Source organism: Streptomyces sp. NPDC086766 (genome assembly GCF_044746005.1).
In the GTDB taxonomy this organism is placed as follows: domain Bacteria; phylum Actinomycetota; class Actinomycetes; order Streptomycetales; family Streptomycetaceae; genus Streptomyces.
In genome coordinates this window covers 447,556-471,559 of sequence record NZ_JBIVBI010000005.1, presented here as the reverse complement: position 1 = coordinate 471,559, position 24,004 = coordinate 447,556, and the positions used below count along the sequence as shown (strand labels likewise).

General features: G+C 73.5%; 20 protein-coding genes. 14 read left to right on the top strand and 6 right to left on the bottom strand.

Going from position 1 to position 24,004, the window contains the following annotated elements; all coding sequences use genetic code 11:
* On the top strand, window positions 1–960 hold the full coding sequence (locus ACIPM1_RS12760; protein WP_402432809.1) for a D-2-hydroxyacid dehydrogenase family protein: 960 nt from the start codon (window positions 1–3) through the stop codon (window positions 958–960).
* A gap of 134 nt (window positions 961–1,094) precedes the next feature.
* Here the strand turns inward: ACIPM1_RS12760 and ACIPM1_RS12755 are convergent, their stop codons facing one another.
* Window positions 1,095–1,541, bottom strand: coding sequence for an ATP-binding protein (locus ACIPM1_RS12755; protein ID WP_402432805.1), 447 nt, complete (start codon window positions 1,539–1,541; stop codon window positions 1,095–1,097).
* 222 nt (window positions 1,542–1,763) lie between these two features.
* Between ACIPM1_RS12755 and ACIPM1_RS12750 the strand changes: the two genes are divergently transcribed.
* The 9 genes from ACIPM1_RS12750 to ACIPM1_RS12710 all read left to right on the top strand — a co-directional run bounded on the left by ACIPM1_RS12750 (window position 1,764) and on the right by ACIPM1_RS12710 (window position 11,809).
* Window positions 1,764–2,642 carry a hypothetical protein gene (locus tag ACIPM1_RS12750; RefSeq protein WP_402432802.1) on the top strand — a complete coding sequence of 293 codons (879 nt, stop codon included), beginning with the start codon at window positions 1,764–1,766 and terminating at the stop codon, window positions 2,640–2,642.
* A 176-nt stretch (window positions 2,643–2,818) separates the two neighbouring features.
* Window positions 2,819–3,562, top strand: a complete 744-nt coding sequence (locus ACIPM1_RS12745) for a YcnI family protein (RefSeq protein WP_402432799.1) — start codon at window positions 2,819–2,821, stop codon at window positions 3,560–3,562.
* A 90-nt stretch (window positions 3,563–3,652) separates the two neighbouring features.
* Entirely contained in the window at window positions 3,653–4,303 is a 651-nt protein-coding gene (locus tag ACIPM1_RS12740) for an SCO family protein (RefSeq protein WP_402432795.1), read from the top strand.
* Window positions 4,300–4,779: a copper chaperone PCu(A)C gene (locus ACIPM1_RS12735; RefSeq protein ID WP_402432791.1), complete on the top strand. Its 480-nt coding sequence runs from the start codon at window positions 4,300–4,302 to the stop codon at window positions 4,777–4,779. The genes ACIPM1_RS12740 and ACIPM1_RS12735 overlap by 4 nt, the downstream gene beginning before the upstream one ends.
* 12 nt (window positions 4,780–4,791) lie before the next feature.
* Window positions 4,792–6,825: a copper resistance CopC/CopD family protein gene (locus tag ACIPM1_RS12730; RefSeq protein ID WP_402432788.1), complete on the top strand. Its 2,034-nt coding sequence runs from the start codon at window positions 4,792–4,794 to the stop codon at window positions 6,823–6,825.
* Window positions 6,826–6,833: 8 nt separating this feature from the next.
* On the top strand, window positions 6,834–8,150 hold the full coding sequence (gene efeB, locus ACIPM1_RS12725; RefSeq protein ID WP_402432785.1) for an iron uptake transporter deferrochelatase/peroxidase subunit: 1,317 nt from the start codon (window positions 6,834–6,836) through the stop codon (window positions 8,148–8,150).
* Between the two features lie 108 nt (window positions 8,151–8,258).
* Window positions 8,259–9,191: a prephenate dehydratase gene (gene pheA / locus ACIPM1_RS12720; protein ID WP_402432782.1), complete on the top strand. Its 933-nt coding sequence runs from the start codon at window positions 8,259–8,261 to the stop codon at window positions 9,189–9,191.
* Between the two features lie 531 nt (window positions 9,192–9,722).
* The gene (serS, locus tag ACIPM1_RS12715) at window positions 9,723–11,000 is read left to right on the top strand and encodes a serine--tRNA ligase (RefSeq protein ID WP_402432779.1); all 1,278 of its coding nucleotides are present in this window, start codon (window positions 9,723–9,725) and stop codon (window positions 10,998–11,000) included.
* Window positions 10,997–11,809, top strand: a complete 813-nt coding sequence (locus tag ACIPM1_RS12710; RefSeq protein WP_356181249.1) for an HAD family hydrolase — start codon at window positions 10,997–10,999, stop codon at window positions 11,807–11,809. The genes serS and ACIPM1_RS12710 overlap by 4 nt, the downstream gene beginning before the upstream one ends.
* Before the next feature lie 196 nt (window positions 11,810–12,005).
* Here ACIPM1_RS12710 and ACIPM1_RS12705 read toward each other — a convergent pair whose 3' ends face one another.
* From ACIPM1_RS12705 to ACIPM1_RS12690, 4 genes are read right to left on the bottom strand one after another with little or no spacing between them, the layout of a single operon-like run.
* Window positions 12,006–12,725 (bottom strand): ABC transporter permease subunit, encoded by a 720-nt coding sequence (locus tag ACIPM1_RS12705; RefSeq protein ID WP_402432776.1) that lies wholly within the window; start codon window positions 12,723–12,725, stop codon window positions 12,006–12,008.
* A gap of 10 nt (window positions 12,726–12,735) precedes the next feature.
* Window positions 12,736–13,647, bottom strand: a complete 912-nt coding sequence (locus ACIPM1_RS12700; RefSeq protein WP_356181255.1) for an ABC transporter ATP-binding protein — start codon at window positions 13,645–13,647, stop codon at window positions 12,736–12,738.
* Window positions 13,644–14,567 carry an ABC transporter permease gene (locus tag ACIPM1_RS12695; RefSeq protein ID WP_402432772.1) on the bottom strand — a complete coding sequence of 308 codons (924 nt, stop codon included), beginning with the start codon at window positions 14,565–14,567 and terminating at the stop codon, window positions 13,644–13,646. Before ACIPM1_RS12695 ends, ACIPM1_RS12700 begins: the two co-directional genes overlap by 4 nt.
* On the bottom strand, window positions 14,557–15,576 hold the full coding sequence (locus ACIPM1_RS12690) for an ABC transporter ATP-binding protein (protein WP_402432970.1): 1,020 nt from the start codon (window positions 15,574–15,576) through the stop codon (window positions 14,557–14,559). Before ACIPM1_RS12690 ends, ACIPM1_RS12695 begins: the two co-directional genes overlap by 11 nt.
* Window positions 15,577–15,859: 283 nt before the next feature.
* Here ACIPM1_RS12690 and ACIPM1_RS12685 point away from each other — a divergent pair, with 283 nt between their 5' ends.
* The 4 genes from ACIPM1_RS12685 to ACIPM1_RS12670 all read left to right on the top strand — a co-directional run bounded on the left by ACIPM1_RS12685 (window position 15,860) and on the right by ACIPM1_RS12670 (window position 20,385).
* Window positions 15,860–17,608, top strand: coding sequence for an SDR family oxidoreductase (locus tag ACIPM1_RS12685; RefSeq protein WP_402432967.1), 1,749 nt, complete (start codon window positions 15,860–15,862; stop codon window positions 17,606–17,608).
* A 160-nt stretch (window positions 17,609–17,768) separates the two neighbouring features.
* On the top strand, window positions 17,769–18,317 hold the full coding sequence (locus ACIPM1_RS12680; RefSeq protein ID WP_402432769.1) for an RNA 2'-phosphotransferase: 549 nt from the start codon (window positions 17,769–17,771) through the stop codon (window positions 18,315–18,317).
* 78 nt (window positions 18,318–18,395) lie between these two features.
* Window positions 18,396–19,298 carry an LLM class flavin-dependent oxidoreductase gene (locus ACIPM1_RS12675; protein ID WP_402432766.1) on the top strand — a complete coding sequence of 301 codons (903 nt, stop codon included), beginning with the start codon at window positions 18,396–18,398 and terminating at the stop codon, window positions 19,296–19,298.
* Window positions 19,299–19,455: 157 nt separating this feature from the next.
* Window positions 19,456–20,385, top strand: coding sequence for a Cof-type HAD-IIB family hydrolase (locus ACIPM1_RS12670; protein ID WP_402432964.1), 930 nt, complete (start codon window positions 19,456–19,458; stop codon window positions 20,383–20,385).
* Here ACIPM1_RS12670 and cydD read toward each other — a convergent pair.
* Window positions 20,354–23,974, bottom strand: a complete 3,621-nt coding sequence (cydD, locus tag ACIPM1_RS12665; RefSeq protein ID WP_402432763.1) for a thiol reductant ABC exporter subunit CydD — start codon at window positions 23,972–23,974, stop codon at window positions 20,354–20,356. The two genes, ACIPM1_RS12670 and cydD, sit on opposite strands and share 32 nt — an antisense overlap.
* Window positions 23,975–24,004 lie beyond the last annotated feature (30 nt).

Below are 24,004 nucleotides of genomic sequence, written 5' to 3'. Positions count from 1 at the left end.
ATGCGACTGCGGTGCGCCGTAATCGACGACTACCAGAACGTGGCGACCACCGTCGCCGACTGGTCGCCGCTCGACGGCCGGGTGGAGGTCGTCCCCTTCACCGGCCACTTCGGATCCGAGGACGAACTCGCCGCGGCTCTGGCGGACTTCGACATCGTGGTGACCCTGCGCGAGCGGGTGCCCTTCCCCGCCTCGCTGCTCGGCCGGCTGCCCCGGCTGAGGCTGCTGGTCGCCTCCGGGATGCGCAACTCGGTGATCGACCTCGCCGCCGCCCGGGCGGCCGGGGTGACCGTGTGCGGCACCGAGAGCTCCTCGGCCCCGCCTGCCGAACTCACCTGGGCCCTGTTGCTCGGCCTCGCCCGCGGCATCGTCGAGGAGGGCAACTCCCTGCGCGCGGGCGGCCCCTGGCAGTCCACCGTCGGGGCCGACCTGGAGGGCCGCCGGCTCGGCCTGCTCGGGCTGGGCAGGATCGGCGGCCGGGTGGCGCGGGTCGGTCTCGCCTTCGGCATGGAGGTGCGCGCCTGGAGCCGGAACCTCACCGCGGAGCGCGCGGCCGAGGTCGGCGTGCGGCGGGCCTCCTCCAAGGAGGAACTGCTCGCCGAAAACGACTTCGTCTCCGTCCACCTGGCGCTGAGCGAGCGGACCCGCGGTCTGCTGGGCGCCGCCGAACTCGCCCTGCTCAAGCCGACCGCCTACCTGGTCAACACCTCGCGGGCCGCGATCGTCGACCAGGACGCCCTGCTCGCCGCCCTGCGCGAGGGCCGTATCGCGGGCGCGGGCGTCGACGTCTTCGACACCGAGCCGCTGCCCGCGGGTCATCCGATGCGCACCGCCCCGCGCCTGCTGGCCACCCCGCACCTGGGCTATGTCTCCCGCGCCAACTACGCCCGCTACTACGGGCAGGCGGTGGAGGACGTCCTGGCCTACCTCGCGGGCGAACCGGTGCGGGTCCTCGGCTGATCGGGGGCGGTCGCCGTACGGCCCGCGGCCGGTCGTGCGCCGGACGGCCGGGAGCGGCGGAGACGCGGCCAGGAGCGGGGCTCGTCGGACGGCCGGGGGCGGCGCGAGCCGCCGGCGGGCCGGGGGAGGGTGCGTCAGACCGCGATGAGCGGCGCGTCCTCGCGCCACTTGAGGAGCTTGTCGAAGGACACCACGGTCCCGCCCAGTCCGGGCTTGCCGCCGATGTGGACGTGGTCGGCGAGCGCCTGGATGAGGAACAGGCCCCGCCCGTGCTCGTCCTCGACGGAGGCGACCCGGACCGGGAGGGGGCGGCTGGGCGGCCGGAAGCCGGGACCCGAGTCGGCCACCTCGATACGGCACTTCTCGCCGTCGAGGTAGGCGGTGACGCGGTAGGCCTCCGCGGAGTCGCCGTCGCCGCCGTGCTCGACGGCGTTCGCGCAGGCCTCGCTCAGGGCGACGGACAGGTCGTAGGAGATGTCGGGGTCGACGCCCGCGGTCTCCATCGTGCCGAGCAGAAGCCGCCGGGCGAGCGGAACGCTCGCAGCATCGCGACGCAGATGGATGGACCACCAGATGCTCATGCTCCAGCCTCCCGGCTGCGGCTCGACATACCGTTACGTATTGCCCCGGGTTGACCGCCGTAAGCACATTTCCGATGCATGGCCGCCCGATCGGCGGATGCGGCCGGAAGGGAATCGGTGTATGTGCGTGCCTGTGGTGGCAGACCGGGACCTTCCGGTCGTACGTCATCTTGCGGACCTGCCGTACGGAACGCGGAGGCCCGGTGGGATGATGGGGCCGCCATGACTGCCCCCCACCCGCGCACGGCGCACGCCGGAGGCGACCTCCGGATCCTGCGGGCCGCGATGTTCGCCGCGGTCTGCGTCGTGCTGGCCGCGGGCGGTCACACGCTGGCCTCGTGCGCCACGGTCCCGCTGTGGAGCCTGGGCGCCGGGTTCCTGGGGGCGCTCGTCGTCGTGGCGCCGCTCGCCGGACGTACGCGCTCGCTGCCGGGGATCGCGGCGCTGCTCGCGGTCGGCCAGACCGTGCTGCACACCCTGTTCGGGCTGGCCCAGCACGGCACGGGAGCAGCGGCCTCCGGCGGTGCGATGCCGGGATCCGCGGGCGCGACGGGCCCGATGACGTCCATGGGATCGATGGGCTCCATGCCCGCGATGTCCGACGCCGCCCTCGTGGAGCGGGCCGCCCGGCTCGTCTGCGGTACGACCGCAGCCGCGATCAGTCCCACCCAGGCCTACCGGATCCTCGTCGACGCGCGGATCTACGCCGGCCCCGCCCCGGCGGCCATGCACCACCCGGCGCACGCCCTGCCCGCCACCGACCCGGCGGTCTCGCTGCTGCCGTCGCTGCCCATGCTGCTCGGCCACGTCCTCGCCGCGCTCGCCGCGGGCTGGCTGCTGCGCCGCGGCGACCTGGCCCTGCTGCGGCTCATCCGGCTGTCGGCGCACGAGGTAGCCGACACGGCGTCGGTACGGTCCCTGCGCGCGGCGCTCGCCCTGGCGCGGGCCCTGCGCGCCGGACTGCCCACCGCGCCCGAGGCGGGCCCGCACTGCCGCCGCACCCCCCACCCGGTGCCCCCGGCACCCACCACCACCGCACTCCAGCACTCGGTGATCCGGCGCGGCCCGCCCGCCGCCCCCTTCCTCACCCTCGCCGCCTGACGCGACGCGACCAGCCTCCACCGAGCGGAGTTCCGCCGGAGGACAGCGGCCGCCGTCGTGCGGCACGCACGCGTGCCCGCTTCCCGGGAGCCGCACCGCCGGCCGCCCCCGCGCACGCGCGTTCCTCCTGACCAACGGAACCCGACGAACCCACTCGAAGTGGAGTGCTTCCTGCCATGAAGGCCTCTCGTCCCACCACTGCCGCCGCCGTCGCCGGGGCGGCCGTGCTCGCCCTGACCGCCCTGGCCACGCCCGCGTTCGCGCACGTCGGCGTGCAGCCCGAGACCACGCCCGCCAAGGGCGGTTACACCGTCGTCGACTTCAAGGTCCCCAACGAGCGCGACGACGCCTCCACCACCCGGCTCGAGGTCAACTTCCCGGCCGACCACCCGCTGGCCTCGGTGATGCCGCAGCCGATGGACGGCTGGACCGTCAAGGTCACCAAGTCCAAGCTCGCCAAGCCGCTGGACCTGCACGGCGAGAAGATCTCCGAGGCCGTCACCAAGGTCACCTGGACCGCCGACGGCAAGGGCATCGAACCGGGCTTCTTCCAGAAGTTCCCGGTCTCGCTCGGCGCCCTGCCCGAGGACACCGACAGGCTCGTCTTCAAGGCGCTCCAGACGTACTCCGACAACGAGGTCGTGCGCTGGATCGAGGTGCCCCAGGAGGGCCAGGCCGAGCCGGACAACCCGGCGCCGGTGCTGGAGCTGGCCGCCGCGACCGGCGACCACCACGGCACGGCCGCCGCGGGCGCCTCCGACGACGGCGAGGCGACCGCGGAGAACGCCGCCGCCGACACCTCCGCCCCGAAGGGCGGCAGCGACACCACGGCCCGCGTCCTCGGCATCGCCGGGATCGTCGTCGGCGCGGCCGGAGTCGCCTACGGCGTGCTCGCCGGCCGCAGGCGCACCACCACCTGATCCGCTCGTCCGCGACGCGCGCCGGGGTCGTACGCCCCTGGCTCAAGCCCCCGGTGCGCGCCGGAGTTCTCACATCTGGGACATTTTTCTATGCGCAACAAGACGTTCGCCGCGGCCGCGCTGCTCGCCGCCGCCACGATGACCCTCTCCGCCTGCGGCAGCGGCGACACCGGCCAGAGCCCCGTCTCGGTCGTCTCCGAGGACACCTCGCGGAAGGCCGCGACCGTCCTCGACAAGCCGTTCGAGAAGCCGGACCTGGTGCTCACCGACACCCACGGCAGGAAGTACGACCTCCGCAAGGAGACCGCGGGCCGGCCGACGCTGATCTACTTCGGTTACACCCACTGCCCCGACGTCTGCCCGCTGACGATGAACAACATCGCGGTCGCCAAGAAGGCGCTGCCCCAGGCCGAACAGGACAAGCTGCGCGTGGTGTTCGTCACCACCGACCCGGCGCGCGACACCCCCGCCGAACTCGGCAAGTGGCTCAAGGGCATCGATCCCCGCTTCATCGGCCTCACCGGCGACTTCGCCACCATCCAGGCCGGCGCCCGCACCCTCGGCATCTCCATCGAGCCGACCCACAAGGACAAGAACGGCAAGCTCGCCTCCGTGCACGGCACCCAGGTCGTCGCCTTCTCGCCGAAGACCGACGGCGGGTACCTCCTCTACGGCGAGGACACCACCGTCGACGACTACACCAGGGACCTCCCCAAGATCGTCAAGGGGGAGAACCCGTGAGGCGTCCGCCCCCGGCGGCCGGAGCCGTCTCCCTGGCCGTGGCCGTGACCGTGGGCTCCGCCGCGCTGGCGGGCTGCGGCGCCCCGGACTCCGGCGGCGGCAAGGCCGAACTGTCCGTCGCCGCCGCCTACATGCCCCAGCCGGTCTCGGACACCATGGCGGCCGGTTTCCTCACCGTCGTCAACAAGGGCGGCGCACGGGACGAACTCACCTCCGTCACCAGTGACATCGCGGGCAGCGTCACCGTGCACCGCACGGCCGGAGGGGCGATGGAGGAGGCCGGCCGGCTCGCCGTCCCCGCCCACGGCAGGCTCGTGTTGCGCAGCGGCGGCACCCATCTGATGTTCGAGGACCTGAAGCGCCGGCCGCGGCAGGGCCAGAAGGTCCCCGTACGGCTGCACTTCGCCGAGTCCGGCACCGTCACGGTTGAGATACCGGTGAAGCCCGCCACGTACAACCCCACGACCGGACACTGAGGAAGGACCACCGTGACGCCGACCATCGTCCCCCGAGTCCGGGCCGTGATGCTGCTGCTCCTCGCCGTCGCCGGCGCGCTGCTCGCGGGCGCCGCGCCGGCCTCGGCGCACGCCGCGCTGACCGGCAGCGACCCCCAGCAGGGGGTGGTGGTCGGCAAGGCGCCCACCCAGGTGTCACTGACCTTCTCCGAGAAGGTCGCCCTGAACGACGGCTCGCTGCGCGTGCTCGACCCCCGCGGCGAGCGCGTCGACACCGGCAGCCCGATCGAGGTGAGCGGGACGACGTACGCCGTGCGGCTGCGCGGCGGGCTGTCCGACGGCACCTACACCGTCGCCTACCAGGTGGTCTCGGACGACAGCCATCCCGTCGGCGGGGCGTACACCTTCTCCGTCGGCGCCCCCTCCAGCACCTCCGTGCCCGTCGACGGCCAGAACGTCGGCGGCGGCCCGGTCGGCGTGCTCTACGGGATCGGGCGGTACGTGTCGTACGCCGGCTTCGTCGTCCTGGTGGGCGGCGCCGCCTTCGTGCTGGCCTGCTGGCAGCGCGGGTCGGGGGTGCGGGCGGTGCAGCGGCTCGTGGTCTCGGGCTGGGTCGCGCTCACCGCGGCCACCCTCGCGCTGCTGCTCCTGCGCGGCGCGTACACCACCACCGGAAAGGCCGGGGACGTCCTGGACCTGGACCTCCTCGGGCAGGTGCTCCAGACCAAGACGGGCGCGGCCCTCGTCTCCCGGCTGCTGCTGCTCGCCGCCGCCGCGCTGTTCATCGCGGTGCTGTTCGGGGCGTACGACAAGCGGGAGGACGACGAGAAGCGCGATCTGGCCTTCGGGCTCGCCGTGGGCGGCGGTGTCGTCGCGGCCGGGCTCGCGGCGAGCTGGGCGCTGGCCGAGCACGCCTCGACCGGCCTCCAGCCGGGGATCGCCATGCCCGTCGACGTCGTCCACCTGCTGGCCGTCGCCGCCTGGCTCGGCGGACTCGCCGCGCTCCTCGTCGCGCTGTACCGGGCCCCCGCGGACACCTCGCTCCCCACCTCGGCGGTACGCCGCTTCTCCAGGGTCGCCTTCGCGTCGGTGCTGGCGCTGGTCGCCACCGGGACCTACCAGTCCTGGCGCCAGGTCGGCTCCTGGCCGGCCCTCACCGGCACCCGCTACGGACAGCTGCTGCTCGCCAAGATCTGCCTCGTGGTGCTGCTGGTCGGCATCGCGTGGACCTCACGGCGGTGGACGGGTCGCCTGGCGGGGACGGTGACGGCCTCCGCGGCGGCGACCCCTCGCGCGGGGGAGAACGAGCAGGAGGAGGGGAAGGAGAAGGAGCCCGCGGGAGTCCGGCAGGCGGCGGTGACGAAGGCGGACGCGGGGGCTGCGGCGGACGCCACGGCTACGGCGGACACCAGGGCTGCGGTGGACGGCGACTCCCCGCAGGCCGATGCGCGGGACGGCGGGGACGTGTGCGCCGACGGCGACTCGCGGCGGGCCGCGCAGCTCGCGCGTCAGCGGGCCGCCGTCGACACCGCGCGGCGCAAGCGGCTGCGGGACGCCGACCCGAACCGGTTCGGACTGCGCCGCTCGGTGCTCGCGGAGGCGGCGGTGGCCGTCGTCCTGCTCGCCGTGACCACCGTGCTCACCCAGACCGAGCCGGGCCGTACCGCGGAGGCGGCCGAGGCCGCCTCCTCGTCCTCGGGATCCTCCTCGGCGTCGTCCTCCGCGGGAGCCGTGACCCTGGACATGCCGTTCGACACCGGCGGCCGGGACGGCAAGGGCGTCGTACGCCTCGACCTCGACCCCGCGCGCGTGGGCGGCAACGAGATGCACGTCTATGTCCAGCGCCCGAACGGCCGGGCCTTCGACGTCCCCGAGGTGAAGGTCGCCCTCACCCTGACCGCGAAGAAGCTCGGGCCGCTCCCCGTGGCCCCCGACCACATCACCACCGGACACTGGGCGGCGAGCGGCGTGCAGATCCCCATGGCCGGCGACTGGAAGATCGCCGTGACCGTACGGACCTCCGACATCGACCAGGCGACCGTCACCAAGAACGCGCAGATCGGCTGAACCCCACCATGGCTGACCAGTCCACCCCGGGAGCCACCTCCCAGGACTCCCCCGCCGCCCCCTCCCGGGACTCCTCGACCGCGGCCGGCCCGCGTGGGCACGTCCCTGCCGGAGCGGGCCTCTCCCGCCGTCGGCTGCTCGGCACCGCCGGAGCCACCGGCCTGGTCCTCGGGGCGGCGGGCGGGGCCGTGGGGTACGCGGCCGCGCCGTCCGGCGCCGTTCCGCTCACCTCGCTCGGCTCCGGCCGGGCGATGTTTCACGGGAAACATCAGCCCGGCATCACCGACGCCCTCCAGGCCCGCGGCCATCTGGTCGCTTTCGACCTGGCCGCGGGGGCGGGCCGCAAGGAGGCGGCCGCCCTGCTGCGCCGCTGGTCGGCGACGGCCGAACGGCTCATGGCGGGCGAGGCGGCCGCATCCGGCGACACCGACGTCGCGCGGGACGCGGGCCCGTCGTCGCTGACGATCACGTTCGGCTTCGGCCACGGCTTCTTCGACCGGACGGACCTGCGGGAGCGGCGGCCGGCGGCCCTGGACCCGCTGCCCGACTTCTCCGCCGACCGGCTCGACAAGGCCCGCAGCAACGGCGACCTGTGGGTGCAGATCGGCGCCGACGACGCCCTGGTCGCCTTCCACGCCCTGCGCGCGATCCAGAAGGACGCGGGCGGTGCCGCCCGTCTCCGCTGGCAGATGAACGGCTTCAACCGCTCCCCGGGCGCCACCGCGCACCCGATGACGGCCCGCAACCTGATGGGCCAGATCGACGGCACCCGCAACCCCAAGCCGGCCGATCCCGACTTCGACCGGCGCGTCTTCGTCCCCGAGGGCGGCGAGCCGGACTGGATGGCGGGCGGCTCCTACGCCGTGGTCCGCCGTATCCGGATGCTGCTCGACGACTGGGAGAAGCTCTCCCGCACCGCGCAGGAGCACGTCATCGGGCGCCGGAAGTCCGACGGGGCGCCGCTGAGCGGGGGCACCGAGACGACCCCGATGGACCTGGAGAAGACGGACGCGAAGGGCGACCTGGTCGTGCCCGTCGACGCGCACGCCCGGATCACCCGCCCCGACCAGAACGGGGGCGCGGCCATGCTCCGCCGCCCGTTCTCCTACCACGACGGCTTCGACGCGGACGGCGTCCCCGACGCGGGGCTGCTCTTCATCTGCTGGCAGGCCGACCCGTCGCGCGGCTTCGTGCCGGTGCAGCGCAAGCTCGACCGCGGGGACGCGCTGTCGCGGTTCGTCCGGCACGAGGCGAGCGGCCTGTTCGCGGTGCCGGGCGGGGCGGCCGCGGGGGAGTACGTGGGGCAGCGGTTGCTGGAGGGCTAGATGTGCCGTCCCGGGACAGCACACCTGGGAGTCACCCCGATTCACCCGCGGGAGGGGCGCCCGTGAGACGCGTGGGCCGAGGCTCCAGAAGGCCATTAGGGTGAGGTCATGCCAGCGAGTTACGCGTATCTCGGTCCCGAAGGCACCTTCACCGAAGTCGCCCTGCGCACGCTTCCCGAGACGGCCACCCGGGAGCTGATCCCCTACGTGTCCGTGCAGTCGGCCCTGGACGCGGTCCGCGCCGGGGAGGCCGAGGCCGCGTTCGTGCCGATCGAGAACTCGGTCGAGGGCGGCATCACCACCACCCTCGACGAGCTGGTCGCGGGCGAGCCGCTGATGATCTACCGCGAGGTGCTGCTGTCGATCACCTTCGCGCTGCTGGTACGGCCCGGCACCGCACTGTCGGACATCAAGACGGTCACCGCCCACCCGGCCGCCCAGCCGCAGGTGCGCAACTGGCTGAAGGCCAATCTCCCGGACGCCCTGTGGGAATCGGCCGCCTCCAACGCGGACGGCGCCCGCCTGGTGCAGGAGGGCCGCTACGACGCCGCGTTCGCCGGGGAGTTCGCGGCCGCGCGGTACGGCCTGGAGGCCCTGGAGACGGGGATCCACGACGCGGAGAACGCGCAGACGCGGTTCGTCCTGGTCGGCCGTCCCGCCCGGCCCGCCGCCCCGACCGGGGCGGACAAGACCTCCGTGGTGCTGTGGCAGCGCGACGACCACCCGGGTGGGCTGCGTGACCTGCTCGGCGAGTTCGCCACCCGGGGCATCAACCTGATGCTGCTCCAGTCCCGCCCGACGGGGGCCGGCATCGGCAACTACTGCTTCTGCGTCGACGCCGAGGGCCACATCAACGACCGGCGCATGGCCGAGGCGCTGATGGGGCTGCGGCGGATCTGCCTCCAGGTGCGCTTCCTGGGCTCGTACCCGCGTGCGGACATCGGCGCGGCCGGCGTACGGCCGACGTCGCGCGGGACCTCGGACGAGGAGTTCGTGGCCGCGGCGGAGTGGGTGGCACGCTGCCAGGACGGCCGCTTCTAGGGCACGTCTCCGCCGGTCGGGGCCGCCCGGCGGCGTTATCCACAGAAGTTATCCACAGGCCCCGTTCTCGACCTGGGGACAAGTCGACACCGAAGTGCCACTCAGTCGACAAATCACCCTTCGAGCCCTCAGTGCGGCCACCGCCGCACGCATCACCCTTCGTCCACCCGTTTCCTTTGGTTCATCTTTTGGGGCGACCCTTTTCCACCCGAACGCGGGTGTCACGGGGGTTTGCACCGGGAATTCTTCCCTCCGGCCCACCCTTCCGGAGTGATCAATTCCGAAGTCCACAGATCTTTCGCACAGCCTGTGGATAACTTTCCCGGCCGGAGGATTCCTGTGGACAAGGGGCCGGCCAAGTCCCCGTTCCCGCACGGAAGTCCAGTCAACACCACGCCCGCCGACTGCTCCGTCCCAGGGAGTGAGACACGACTTATTGACACTGGGGGCAATTCCTCCATAACGGTGGGTAAGCCGCGGTTCGGAATACAGGGTCGTGAGCCGGAACGCGGCACCGGTAGCCTTGGCCGCGTGATTGACCTTCGCCTGCTCCGTGAGGACCCCGACCGTGTGCGCGCGTCGCAGCGCGCCCGTGGAGAGGACGTCGCGCTCGTCGACGCTCTCCTGTCTGCCGACGAGCGGCGCAGGTCGTCCGGCGTCCGCTTCGACGAACTGCGCGCCGAGCAGAAGGCGCTCGGCAAGCTCATCCCCAAGGCCGCCGGGGACGAGAAGGCCGAGCTGCTGAAGAAGGCCGGCCAGCTCGCCGCCGACGTCAAGACGGCCGACGCCGAGCGCGACGCGGCCGCCCACGAGACCCAGGAACTCCTCCAGAGGCTGAGCAACCTCGTGCACCCCGACGTCCCGGTGGGCGGCGAGGAGGACTTCGTCACGCTGGAGACGCACGGCACGATCCGCGACTTCGCCGCCGAGGGCTTCGAGCCCAAGGACCACCTGGAGCTCGGACAGCTCCTCGGCGCGATCGACGTCGAGCGTGCCGCCAAGGTGTCCGGCTCGCGCTTCTACTTCCTCACCGGCGTCGGCGCCCTGCTGGAGCTCGCCCTGGTGAACGCGGCGATCGCGCAGGCCACGGCGGCCGGCTTCACGCCGATGCTGCCCCCGGCGCTGGTCCGCCCCCAGTCGATGGCCGGCACCGGCTTCCTCGGCCAGGCCGCCCAGGACGTCTACCACCTCGAGAAGGACGACCTCTACCTGGTCGGCACCTCCGAGGTGCCGCTCGCCGCGTACCACATGGACGAGATCATCGACGCGGACCGCCTGCCGCTGCGCTACGCGGGCTTCTCGCCCTGCTTCCGCCGCGAGGCGGGCTCGCACGGCAAGGACACCCGGGGCATCTTCCGCGTGCACCAGTTCGACAAGGTCGAGATGTTCACCTACGTCGCGCCGGAGGAGTCGCAGGAGGAGCACCGGCGTCTGCTGGAGTGGGAGAAGCAGTGGCTGTCGTCGCTGGAGCTGCCGTTCCGGGTCATCGACGTCGCCTCGGGCGACCTCGGCGCCTCGGCCGCGCGCAAGTTCGACTGCGAGGCCTGGGTCCCCACCCAGGGCAAGTACCGCGAGCTGACCTCCACCTCGGACTGCACCGAGTTCCAGTCCCGCCGCCTGCAGATCCGCGTCCGCGACGGCAAGACCGTCCGTCCGCTGGCCACGCTCAACGGCACGCTGTGCGCCGTCCCGCGGACGATCGTCGCGCTCCTGGAGAACCACCAGCAGGCCGACGGCTCCGTGTGGGTGCCGCCGGTGCTGCGCCCCTACCTCGGCGGCCGGGAGGTCCTGGAACCGGTGACCAGGTGAGCGCCGCCGCCGAGGCGTTCCCGTACAAGCTGATCGCGACCGACCTCGACGGGACGCTGCTGCGCCCCGACGAGTCGGTCTCGTCACGCACGCGTGAGGCACTCGCCGCGGTCACCGCGGTGGGCGCCGCGCACATCGTGGTGACCGGGCGCGCGGTCCCCTGGACCCGGCACATACTCGACGACCTCGGCTACCGGGGCCTCGCGGTCTGCGGGCAGGGCGCGCAGGTCTACCACGCCGGGGAGCACCGTCTGCTGACGTCGGTGACCCTGGACCGGCAGCTGGCGGCCGTGGCCCTGGCCAAGATCGAGGCCGAGGTCGGCGCGCTGTACCTGGCGGCGAGCCGTGACGGCCTGGACGGCGAGGTGCTGGTGGGGCCCGGTTACGCGGTCACCGGCGCGCTCCCGGCGACGCCGTTCACGGACGTCTCCGACCTGTGGTCGGCGCCCCTGAACAAGATCTACGTCCAGCACCCGACGCTGTCGGACGACGAGCTCGCCGAGGTGGCCCGGCAGACCGCGGGCGGCTTCGTCTCGGTCACCATGGCCGGGGAGGGCATCGTCGAGCTCCTCCCGCTCGGCCTGTCGAAGGCCACCGGCCTGTCGCTGGCGGCCCGCCGACTGGGCGCGAAGGCCGCCGACACCCTGGCCTTCGGCGACATGCCCAACGACATCCCGATGTTCGCCTGGGCGTCCCGGGGCGTGGCCATGGCCAACGCGCACGAGGAGCTGAAGGCGGTGGCCGACGAGGTGACGGCCTCCAACGAGGAGGACGGCATCGCGGTGGTGCTGGAGCGGCTGCTCGGGTAGCGCCCGCGGGCGCTCGGGCGGCACGCCCGAGGGCGGCCCACGCGACGGCGCGTCGCGTGCTCGAAGCGGCCGCCCCGGGCGGTGCGCCGGTTGCGTCGCGGCGCCGTCCGCACCACCACTGTGCCCGGACGCCGCCGCGTACGCCATCGAATAAGGGCAGGTCGCCGGCCCCGCCGCGGACGGCGGGACCAGCGGGTCACTCCTCGCCGGCCAGGGTCAGCGAGCGCAGCTTCTGCCCGGCGAACCAGGTGGCCAGCACGGTGACCGCGACCAGCAGCACCGTCGCCGTCGTCAGTCCGACCTCGGAGGTCACGAGGTCCCCACCGGCCACCTGGTGCGCCACCGCCAGCGACCACTGCTGGACGCTCAGCGTGCGCGCCCCGGGCACCAGGGAGCCGAACAGCGCCTCCCAGACCAGCGCGTAGACCAGGCCGAAGACCACCGCGTGCCGGGAGACCGTGCCGAGCAGCAGGAAGAGCGCCGCGTAGGCGATCGAGGCGACCAGCGCGGCCACCGTGTAGGCCACCGCGATCTGCTGGCCGTTGCCGTTGAGGATCAGGCCGGCGATCAGCGTCGGCACGGCGGAGAACACCATCGTCACCGCGATCGCCACGATCAGCTTGGTGAAGATGATCGTCGGCCGCTTCAGCGGCTTGGACAGCAGGTACACCACCGAGCCGTCGTCGATCTCCGGTCCGATGGCGCCGGTGCCGGCGATGACGCCGATGAGCGGCACCATGGTGGCGAGGGCGAACCCGCCGAGGACGTTGACCGCGGTCTGGTCGTCGGCGCCGGCGAGGGCGCGGACGGCGACGGCGATCACGATCAGCAGCAGCGGCAGCGCGCCGAGGACGAGGGCGCGGCGGCGGCCGAGCAGGCCGCGGTAGGTGAGCCGGGCGACTGTGGGGTCGTACATCTTCGGCCTCCTACGCCGCGACCAGATACGAGAAGACGGACTCGAGGGACTCGTCGGACGGCGAGACCGTGAGCAGGCGGATGCCGTGGTCCCGGGCCACCCTCGGCAGCAGGGCGGTGAACCGGCCGAAGTCGACGGCCTGGATCCGCAACGCGCCCTCGGCGAGGTCGACCTCGATGCCGGACGTGGACGGGTCGGCGATCAGCGCGGCGGCGAGGGCGCGGTCGTCGCTGGAGCGGACCAGGTAGCGGTGCGGCCGGTCGGTCATCAGGCGGCGGATGCGGCGGAAGTCGCCGCTGGCCGCGTGCCGTCCGGCGACGACGACCTCGATGTGCCGGGCGAGCTGCTCGACCTCCTCCAGGATGTGCGAGGAGAACAGCACCGTGCGGCCCTCGTCGCCCATGCGCCGCAGCAGGTCCATCAGCTGCATCCGCTGGCGCGGGTCCATGCCGTTGAACGGCTCGTCGAGCAGCAGCAGCGAGGGGTCGTGGACCAGTGCGGAGGCCATCTTCACGCGCTGCCGCATGCCCTTGGAGTACGTGGAGATCTTCCGGTCCTGCGCGTACTCCATCTCGACCGTGGCGAGGGCGCGCTGGGCGGCCTTCGCGCCGAGGCCGTGCAGTTCGGCGTTGGCGAGGACGAACTCACGGCCGGTGAGGAAGTCGTACATCGCCTCCCTCTCGGGGACGACGCCGATGTGCCGGTAGATGCGCTCGTTGCGCCACACCGGCTGCCCGTCGAGGGTGACGGAGCCGGTGGAGGGGGCGAGGAACCCGCCCATCATGTTGATCAGGGTGGACTTGCCGGCGCCGTTGGGGCCGAGCAGGCCGGTGACGCCGGGGCCGATCGTCATGGTGACGTCGTTGACGGCGACCACGTTGCCGAACCAGCGGGAGACGTGGTCGATGCTGAGGGTCGTCACAGTCCCACCTTCTTGTAGCGGCGCACGAGGAGGCCGTGGCACGCGGCGATGAGTCCCAGTACGGCGAGGACGTAGACGGCGCCCTCCGCGTGGGAGGGGCCCGCGCCGGCCCCGCCGGGGAAGGACGAGGTCGCGCCCAGGAAGGCCGTCTGCACGCCGTCGATGAGGGTGAGCGGCGAGAAGAGGCCGATCCAGGCGATCGCGCCGGTGCTGCCCTGGGCGTCGGCGATGGCCTGCAGGGTGGAGACGGCGCCGTAGGAGATGGTCAGGACGGCGATCACGGCGGCGATGCCGAAGCCGCGGCGCGGGGTGACGGCGGCGACGACCAGGCCGATCCCGGCCAGGAGCAGGGAGAGCAGGGTCACGGAGACGAGTCCCTCGGCGAATCCCCTGGTCTGGTGGGCGAAGTCCATCTTGGCCAGCAGGGCGCCCACGTAGAGCACGAGCAGCGGCGCGGCGGTCAGGACGAACAGCGCCGAGGCCAGGGCGGCGTACTTGGCGCGGACGTAGTCGACGGTCTCGATGGGCCGCGAGAAGTACAACGGCACGGTCTTGAACCGCAGGTCGCGGGAGACCGACTGGGGTGCCTGCGAGGCGACGTACAGGCTGATGACGCCCTGCATGATGATGGCGTAGCGCGTGTAGTCGACGGGCAGGTCCTTCATCTTCGTGGCGACCGCGACGGCGACCATGATCGCCGCGGGCACGCACATCACCACGAACAGCAGCATCGGCAGCACCTTGGACTTCAGCGAGCGGCCGAGGCCGTAGGCGCCGCGCAGGGACTGCGAGTACAGCGAGCGGCGGGCGTAGGCGCGGCCGAGTCGGGGGCCGTCGTAGCCGCGGTAGCCGATGTCGTGGATGCGGGTCTGGTCCCCCGAGGGCGGGACGGGTGTCCGCGTGGGCTGCTCAACCGCCATGGCCGACCGCCTCCTTCCGCTCTGCGCCGTGCCGTGCGTCGTCGTCCCGGAAGACCTCCGAGATGTGGTGCCTGCGCTGTTCCATGCGCACCAGGCCGAGCCCGAGGTCCGCGATGACGTCCCGCACCACGTCGTACGTCTCCTCGCCCTGGGCGGTGAGCAGCAGGACGTGGCCGGCGCCCGGCAGGCCGGTGCCGTCCTGGGTCGTCACCCCGCGCGCGTGGAGCGCGTCGCGCAACGCGCGGGTGCCGTCCGGGTGCTCGTCGGTGTCGGTGACCTCGACGGCGAGGGTGGTGGTGGTCTGGGTGAAGTCGGTGGTGGAGCTGGAGCGGAGCAGGGTGCCGCCGTCGATGACGACGACGTGGTCGCAGGTGCGTTCCAGCTCGCCCAGCAGGTGCGAGGTGACCAGGACCGAGATGCCGAAGTCGGTGTGGATGCGGCGGATCAGGCCGAGCATCTCGTCGCGGCCGACCGGGTCGAGGCCGTTGGTGGGCTCGTCGAGGAAGACCAGCCGCGGGTCGTGCACCAGGGCCTGGGCGAGCTTGACGCGCTGCTTCATGCCGGTGGAGTAGCCGCCGATGGGGCGGTAGCGCTCCTCGTAGAGGCCGACGTGGCGCAGGGTGTCGGCGGTGCGCTCGCGCGCGGCGGTGGGCGGGAGGCCGGACATGCGGGCCATGTGGACGACGAACTCGGTGGCCGAGACGTCGGGCGGCAGGCAGTCGTGCTCCGGCATGTAGCCGACCCGTTCGCGGATGGCGGCGCCCTGGGTGGCGACGTCGAGGCCGAGCACCTCGGCGCGGCCCTCGGTGGCGGGGGACAGACCCAGCAGGATCTTGATCAGGGTGGACTTGCCGGCCCCGTTGGCGCCGACGAGTCCGGTCACACCGGGCCCGACGTCCACGGAGAGCCGGTCGAGCGCGGTCACCCGGGGGAACCGCTTGCTCAGGCTTTCGGTCGCGATCACAGTCACGTCGTAGACGGTAGTGACGCCCGCCGGGGCCGTCGTCAGACCCCAGAGCAGTGTTGGTGTCAGCCTCCAGTCGTACGGGGCCGCGGGGGTCCCCCTGAGGTCTCAGCCGGGTCGGCCGTTCTGCCTGGTTCCTCCCGTCCTCTGCCCCGGTCTTCCCCCGGCCTTCCCCGCTATTGACGATCGGTCTAACAACTGCCACAGTCGCCAGATCACGTGACGGACACTTACGGCGGCCGAAGGGCTGGGTGGACCGGTGGACGGTGGAAGGCGGGCGCGGGGCGGTGCCGCGCCGGGCGGAGGGGACGGGGCGCGCGTGCCCTCAGTGAAGGGGGCGCGGGAGCGCCGGGTGGCGACCGGCGGGGTCGAGCTGTGCGTGGCCGAGCTCGGCGACCCGGCGCGGCCGACGGTCGTCCTGGTGCACGGCTACCCGGACAGCAAGGAGGTCTGGTCGGAGGTGGCCGGGCGGCTCGCCGACCGCTTCCACGTCGTGCTGTACGACGTACGGGGCCACGGTGGCTCCACCGCGCCCCGGCCGCTGCGCGGCGGCTTCACCCTGGAGAAGCTCACCGACGACTTCCTGGCCGTGATCGACGCGGTCAGCCCCGGCCGGCCGGTGCATCTGGTGGGACACGACTGGGGCTCGGTGCAGTCCTGGGAGTTCGTCACCGTCGGGCGCACCAAGGGCCGGATCGCCTCCTTCACCTCGATGTCCGGGCCCTCGCTCGACCACTTCGGCCACTGGATCGGCCGGCGGATCAAGCGGCCCACCCCGCGCCGGGTCGGACAGCTCCTCGGCCAGGGCGCCCGGTCCTGGTACGTGTACCTGCTGCACACCCCGGTGCTGCCGGAGCTGGCCTGGCGCGGCCCGCTCGGCAGGCGGTGGCCGGAGATCCTCCGGCGCGTGGAGAAGGTGCCCGGCGGGGACTACCCCACCGCGTCACTGCCGACGGACGCGGCGCACGGCGCCTGGCTCTACCGGGACAACGTCCGGGCCCGGCTGCGCAGGCCGCGCCCGGACGCCTACGCCCACGTGCCCGTGCAGCTCGTCACCCCGGAAGGGGACGCGTTCCTGTCGGAGCGGCTGTACGACGACCTGGAGCGGTGGGCGCCGGAGCTGGTGCGCCGGACGCTGCCCGCCGGGCACTGGATCCCCCGCACCCGGCCGGACCAGGTGGCGGCCTGGATCTCGGAGTTCGTGACGGCCACCGAGGGAGGGCGTCCCGTACCGGCGGCGACCGGGAAGCACGCCGACCGCTTCGGCGGGCAGCTCGTGCTCGTCACCGGGGCGGGCAGCGGCATCGGGCGGGCCACGGCGCTCGCCTTCGCCGAGGCCGGGGCCCGGGTGGTCGCCGTCGACCGGGACGCGGAGGCCGCCGCCCGCACCGCCGAGCTGTCCCGGCTGCACGGCGCGCCGTCCGCCTGGGCGGAGACGGTGGACGTCTCCGACGAACAGGCGATGGAGAAGCTCGCAGCCAAGGTCGCCGACGCGTACGGCGTGGTGGACGTGCTGGTCAACAACGCCGGCATCGGACTGGCCGGCTCCTTCCTCGACACCACGCCGGAGGACTGGCGGAAGGTCCTCGACGTCAATCTGTGGGGCGTGATCCACGGCTGCCGCCTCTTCGGACGGCAGATGGCCGAGCGCGGGCAGGGCGGCCACATCGTCAACACCGCCTCCGCGGCGGCCTACCAGCCCTCCCGGGCGCTGCCCGCCTACAGCACCTCCAAGGCGGCGGTGCTGATGCTCAGCGAGTGCCTGCGCGCCGAGCTGGCCGGGCGGGGCATCGGCGTCACCGCGGTCTGTCCCGGCTTCGTCAACACCGCCATCACGTCGACGGCGCGCTTCGCGGGGGTCGGCGCCGAGGAGGAGCGTCGCCGGCAGAAGCGCGCGGCCCGCCTGTACGGGCTGCGGAACTACCCGCCGGAGAAGGTCGCCGACGCGATCCTGCGCGCGGTCGCCCGCAACGAGGCGGTGGTCCCGGTGACGCCGGAGGCGCGGGTGCTGCGCGCGATGTCCCGGTTCGCGCCGGGGGCGCTGCGCAGACTCGCGCGGGCCGAGCCCCCGCTGTGAGCGGAAGTCCCTCCAGTCGGTCCTGCCGACCCCCGAGCGGGCGGGTGGTTGTCCACAGAATCGCGGGCTCAGCCTGTGGATAACCCGGCCTGCTTGTGGATCAAACCTTCACCGGGAAATTCGGCTGCGTGATCCGCGTCTCCCCCGGCAGGCTGGGGAAATGGACGAAAGACGCACCGTCACGGTGTCGAAGTACCTGTCGAAACACCTCCGCCACCAGCCCGAACGGATCGGGCTGGTGCCGGACGCGGCAGGCTGGGTGGAGATCGACGTGCTGATCGCAGCGGCCGGCGCACACGGCTTGCCCTTCACGCGCGAGGAACTGGACCATGTGGTCGCCGTCAACGACAAGCGGCGCTTCGCGATCGAGGGCACCCGGATCCGCGCCAGCCAGGGCCACAGCATCGAGGTCACCCTCGGGCTGCCGCCCGCGACCCCGCCACCCCACCTCTTCCACGGGACCGTGGCCCGCCACCTGGACGCGATCCGCGCCGAGGGGCTCCGCCCCATGAGCCGTCACGACGTGCACCTCTCAGCCGACCGCGAGACCGCGACCCGCGTGGGCGCCCGCCGGGGGCGCCCGGTCGTCCTCTCCGTCGACGCGGCCGCGATGCACCGCGACGGCCATGTCTTCCACGTCAGCGCGAACGGGGTGTGGCTGACGCGGGCGGTGCCTCCGCGGTATCTGCGCCTCCCAGGGAACCGGTAGAGGTTCCGGCGGGGGGCCGGGCTCGGGAGAGGAGTTGGCGTTTCACGTGAAACCACGGCGGCGCATAGGCTCGGGCCCATGAGTCTGCGCCTGAGCACCGTGATCCTCCCGTACCGCCGCTGGCACGAGGGGGGCCGCGGGGCATGGACGCGTGCCGAGGAGCTGGGCTTCCACACCGCCTACACCTATGACCACCTGTCGTGGCGCAGCTTCCGGGACGGCCCCTGGTTCGGTGCCGTCCCGACCCTGACCGCCGCGGCGGCCGCGACCGAGCGGCTGCGCCTGGGCACGCTGGTGACCTCGCCGAACTTCCGGCACCCGGTCACCCTCGCCAAGGAGCTCATCTCCCTCGACGACATCTCCGGCGGCCGCGTCACGCTCGGCATCGGTGCGGGCGGCACCGGCTTCGACGCCACCGCGCTCGGCCAGGAGCCCTGGACCCCGCGGGAGCGGGCCGACCGGCTCGCCGAGTTCATTCCACTGCTCGACCGGCTGCTGACCGAGGACGCCGTGTCGTACAAGGGCGACTTCTACTCGGCGCACGAGGCGCGCAACATCCCCGGCTGTGTGCAGCGGCCCCGGCTGCCGTTCGCGGTGGCGGCCACCGGTCCGCGCGGGCTGCGGCTCGCCGCGCGTCACGGGCAGGCGTGGGTGACCACCGGCGACCCGAGGCTCTACGAGAACGGCACCCCGGAGCAGTCGCTCCAGGCGCTGCGCGACCAGAGCGACAAGCTGGCCGCCGCCTGCGACACGATCGGACGGGACGTCTCCGAGCTGGACCGGATCCTGCTCACCGGGTTCACCCCGGACCGGGGCCGTCCGCTGGAGTCCCTCGACGCGTTCGTGGACTTCGCCGGGCGCCACAAGGAACTGGGGTTCACCGAGATCGTGGTCCACTGGCCGATCCCCGACTCGGACTTCGCGGCCGACGAGAAGGTCTTCGAGCAGATCGCACGGGAGGCACCGGCCCAGCTCGGATGACGTCTGCGGGGTGACTCCTCTGGGGGCGGGATCCGGGGAAAGGCCCGTGAGGTGGTCCACCGGAGTGCTCTCCGTGAGGCCGGCTCCGCGGGGTGACTCCTCAGATGTGCGGAGGTCCTCATCACATGTGCGCGGACCCGCCCGGCCGGGCGGGCATGTGCGGGACAATGGCGTGGTGACCTCAGCGACTCGACAGCCCGCCGTCCCGGCCGCCTCACCCATGCTCTCGACCTCGCGCGAGCGGGGCGGTGCCCCCGTCGGCCCACCGCGGCTGATCGCCACCGACCTCGACGGAACGCTGCTGCGCGACGACAAGTCGGTGTCCCCCCGCACGGTCGCCGCCCTCGCCGCCGCCGAGGAGGCGGGCGTCGAGGTCTTCTTCGTCACCGGCCGCCCGGCCCGCTGGATGGACGTCGTCAGCGACCATGTGCACGGCCACGGCCTGGCGATCTGCGGCAACGGCGCCGCCGTGGTCGACCTGCACGGCGGGCCCGGCGCCCACCGCTTCGTCAAGGTGCGGGACCTGGCCCGGGAGAACGCGCTGGACGCCGTGGGACTGCTGCGGGACGCGGCGCCGGGCACGGTGTACGCCGTCGAGCAGACCTACGGCTTCTACCAGGAGCCGGCCTATCCGAAGCTGCACATGGAGGTGCCGGACACGCGCGCGCCCGCCGAGGAGCTGCTGGCCGTGGACGGGGCCGGCACCGACCAGCCGATCCTGAAGGTGCTCGCCTACCACCCCGAGCTGGACCCCGACGCCTTCCTCACCCTCGCCCGCCTCGCCGTCGGCGAGCGCGTCACCATCACCCGGTCCAGCCCCAGCGCCCTGCTGGAGATCAGCGGCCCGGGCGTCTCCAAGGCCAGCACGCTCGCCCTGTGCTGCGCCGAGCGCGGCATCTCGCACGAGCAGGTCGTCGCCTTCGGCGACATGCCCAACGACGTGGAGATGCTGACCTGGGCCGGCCGTTCCTACGCCATGGGCAACGCCCACCCGGCCGTGATCGCCGCGGCCTCCGGACGGACGGTGGCCAACAACGAGGACGGGGTCGCGGTCGTCATCGAGCAGCTGCTCGCGGAACGGCTGTGACGGGCGGCGCGCCGCCCGGCCGGGACGGGTCCTGGCGCGCCGCCATCAGGAGCAGCTCCGCCTCCGCCTCCCGCGCCACCATCCGCCGCAGCGGCCCCGGCAGGGCGGCCAGCTCCGCGTAGGGGCCCCGCTGCACCACACGTCCCCGGTCGAGGACGATCACCTCGTCGACGCTCTCCAGCCCGGCCAGCCGGTGCGTGATGAGGAGCGTCGTGCGGCCCTCGGTGGCGGCCAGCAGATCGGCGGTGAGGGCGTCGGCCGTCGGCAGGTCCAGGTGCTCGGCGGGCTCGTCGAGCACGAGGACCGGGAAGTCGGCGAGCAGCGCGCGGGCCAGTGCCAGCCGCTGCCGCTGACCGCCGGACAGCCGCGCGCCGTGCTCGCCGACGAGGGTGTCGAGGCCGTCGGGCAGACCGTCCACCCAGTCGAGCAGCCGGGCCCGCGCGAGCGCGTCCCGCACCTCGGCCTCGGTGGCGTCCTTCCTCGCCAGCAGCAGGTTCTCCCGTACGGAGCTGTCGAAGAGGTGCGCGTCCTGGGCGCACAGCCCGACACACCGCCGTACGTCGTCGCCGTCCAGCGCGTACGCGTCGACCCCGCCCAGCGTGTACGCACCGGCCCGCGCGTCCAGGAACCGCAGCAGCACCTGGGCCAGCGTGGTCTTGCCGGACCCGGACGGCCCGACCACCGCGATCCGGCGCCCCCGGTCCAGCGTCAGGTCGAGACCGCTCAGGGCATCCGTTTCCTGACCCGCGTGACGGGCCGTGAGGTCCGTCACGACGAGCGGGAAGGGAGAGGCGGGCGCGCGCCCCGGCCGTTCCGGTTCGCGGACGGGCTCGGGGGCGTCCAGGACCTCGTACACCCGCTCCGCGCTGCGGCGCACCCGCTGCCGGTACTGCGCGGCGAGCGGCATCCCGAGCACGGCCTCGAAGGCGGCCGACGGGATGAGGACGACGACGGCCATGGCCACCCCGGCCAGCCGCCCGTCCGCGACCCCCCGGGCGCCGGCGAGGGCCGCCGCCGCGACCGTCAGGCCCGAGATCAGCGCGGTGAGCCCGTCGCCCAGCGCGGTGGCGGTGGCGGCGCGCGAGGCGATCCGGGTGAGCACGGTGTCGGCCCGCCGCGCCTCGGCGGTACGGGCGGGCAGGGCACCGGCGACCGTGAGTTCGGCGGTCCCGGTGAGCAGATCGGTCACCCGGGTCGCGAGCACGCCGCGGGCGGGGGCGAGCCGGTGCTCGGCGCGCCGGGCCACGGCTCCGGTGACCAGGGGGACGCCGGCCCCGGCGGCCAGCAGCCCGGCCGCCAGCACCGCTCCGGCCTCCGGCAGCAGCCAGGCCGTGAACGCCACGGAGGCGGCCGAGACCAGCACGGCGGCTCCGGCCGGCAGCAGCCAGCGCAGCCAGTAGTCCTGGAGCGCGTCCACGTCGGCGACGAGCCGGGACAGCAGATCGCCCCGGCGGGTCCGGCGCAGTCCGGCGGGCGCCAGCCGTTCCAGCCGCCGGTAGACCGCCACCCGGGTGTCGGCCAGCATCCGCAGCACCGCGTCGTGCGACACCAGGCGCTCGGCGTACCGGAAGACCGCACGTCCGATACCGAAGGCGCGCGTCGCCGTCACCGCCATCATCAGGTACAGCACGGGGGGCTGCTGCGAGGCCCGCGAGATGAGCCACCCCGAGGTGGCCATCAGCCCTACGGCACTGGCGAGCGCGAGGCCGCCGAGCAGCAGGGCGAGAGCGAGCCGGCCGCGCCGGGGGCCGGACATGGCCCGGACGCGTGCGAGGACGCCGCCGGAGACCGCCGTGGCACCGCTCTCCGGCTCGGCCGGCACGGAGGGCGCGACGGACTCCCCCATGGTTTCCTCCGCGGTCTCCGCCGCGCTCATGCGGGCCCCGGAGGCGTGCGCGACCAGTCCGGCGCCCTCGGCTCCTTCAGCCTCGGCCCCCGCACCCTCGACCTCGGCGCCCTCGGCCTCCCGGAGCCGCACCACGCGGTCCGCCACCCCCAGCAGCGCGGGGCGGTGCACCACCAGCAGCACCGTCCGCCCCACGGACAGACGCCGTACCGCGTCGACGACTTCGGCCTCGGTCGCCCCGTCCAGCGCGGCCGTGGGCTCGTCCAGCAGCAGGACCGGCCGGTCCGCGAGGAAGGCCCGGGCCAGCGCCAGGCGCTGCCGCTGCCCGGCGGACAGCCCGGCCCCGTCCTCACCCAGCGCGGTGTCCGCTCCCTCGGGCAGCGCGTCGACGAACTCCAGCGCACCGGCGTCGGCCAGCGCCCGCCGTACCGCCGCGTCGTCCGCGTCGGGCCGCGCGAGCCGTACGTTCTCGGCGATGGTGCCGGCGTACAGGTGCGGCCGCTGCGGCACCCAGGCGACACGTGACCGCCACTGCTCCGGATCGAGGTCCGCCAGATCGGCCCCGCCGATCCGCACCCGCCCCCCGGTGGGCCGGACGAACCCCAGCAGGACGTTCAGCAGGGTCGACTTGCCCGCCCCGCTCGGCCCGACCAGGGCCACCGTCTCTCCGGGTTCCACGATGAAGGACACATCGCTCACGGCGTCGGCGGACCGGCCCGGGTAGCGGACGCTCACGCCCTCGAAGGCCACCGCCCCCGCCGGGACGGCGCCCCGGCCGGACTCCGGCACCGGCGTCTCGAGCACGGCGAAGATCTCCTCGGCCGCCGCCAGCCCCTCCGCCGCGGCGTGGTACTGCGTCCCGACCTGACGCAGCGGCAGATACGCCTCAGGCGCCAGCACGAGGACGACCAGGCCGTCGTACAGGGCCAGATCGCCGTCGACCAGCCGCATACCGATGGTGACGGCGACCAGGGCCACGGACAGGGTGGCGAGCAGCTCCAGCGCGAACGAGGAGAGGAAGGCGATCCGCAGGGTCCGCATGGTGGCTCGCCGGTACTCGCCGGTGATGCGCCGGATGGACTCCGCCTGCGCCTTGGCCCGGCCGAACACCTTCAGGGTCGGCAGCCCGGCGACGACGTCGAGGAAGTGCCCGGACAGCCGGGACAGCAGCCTCCACTGCCGGTCCATCCGCGACTGCGTCGCCCAGCCGATCAGCATCATGAACACGGGGATGAGGGGCAGGGTGCAGACGATGATGGCCGCCGACACCCAGTCCTCGGTGACGATCCGCGCCAGCACCGCCACCGGGACGACCACCGCGAGCCCCAACTGGGGCAGATAGCGCGAGAAGTAGTCGTCCAGGGCGTCGACGCCCCGGGTGGCCAGGGCGACCAGCGAGCCGGTCCGCTGCCCGCCCGGCCGGACGGGACCGAGGGCCGCGGCCCGCTCCAGCAGCCGCCCGCGCAGCTCGGACTTCACCGCGGCGCTCGCCCGGTGCGCGGCCAGCTCGGTGAGCCAGGAGACCAGCGCGCGGCCGCAGGCGACGGCCACCAACAGCAGCAGGGGAGCGCGGAGTTCGGCGACCGGCATCCGGTGCTGGAAGGCGCCCACCACCAGCTCGGCGAGGAGCATCGCCTGCGCGATGACCAGTCCCGCGCCGACGGCACCCAGGCCGATGACCGCCGCGAGGAAGAACCGGGTGGCGCGGGCGTGACGGAGGAGGCGCGGATCGATCGGTTTCACGGGAGACAAGCCCTTCGGCCCAGAGGGGTG

Coding starts and splice junctions, on each gene's coding strand:
- ACIPM1_RS12705 (WP_402432776.1), bottom strand. CDS start 12,725: ATGTACGACCCCACAGTCGCCCGGCTCACCTACCGCGGCCTGCTCGGC.
- ACIPM1_RS12755 (WP_402432805.1), bottom strand. CDS start 1,541: ATGAGCATCTGGTGGTCCATCCATCTGCGTCGCGATGCTGCGAGCGTT.
- ACIPM1_RS12740 (WP_402432795.1), top strand. CDS start 3,653: ATGCGCAACAAGACGTTCGCCGCGGCCGCGCTGCTCGCCGCCGCCACG.
- ACIPM1_RS12675 (WP_402432766.1), top strand. CDS start 18,396: ATGAGTCTGCGCCTGAGCACCGTGATCCTCCCGTACCGCCGCTGGCAC.
- ACIPM1_RS12750 (WP_402432802.1), top strand. CDS start 1,764: ATGACTGCCCCCCACCCGCGCACGGCGCACGCCGGAGGCGACCTCCGG.
- ACIPM1_RS12745 (WP_402432799.1), top strand. CDS start 2,819: ATGAAGGCCTCTCGTCCCACCACTGCCGCCGCCGTCGCCGGGGCGGCC.
- ACIPM1_RS12680 (WP_402432769.1), top strand. CDS start 17,769: ATGGACGAAAGACGCACCGTCACGGTGTCGAAGTACCTGTCGAAACAC.
- ACIPM1_RS12695 (WP_402432772.1), bottom strand. CDS start 14,567: ATGGCGGTTGAGCAGCCCACGCGGACACCCGTCCCGCCCTCGGGGGAC.
- pheA (WP_402432782.1), top strand. CDS start 8,259: ATGCCAGCGAGTTACGCGTATCTCGGTCCCGAAGGCACCTTCACCGAA.
- efeB (WP_402432785.1), top strand. CDS start 6,834: ATGGCTGACCAGTCCACCCCGGGAGCCACCTCCCAGGACTCCCCCGCC.
- ACIPM1_RS12760 (WP_402432809.1), top strand. CDS start 1: ATGCGACTGCGGTGCGCCGTAATCGACGACTACCAGAACGTGGCGACC.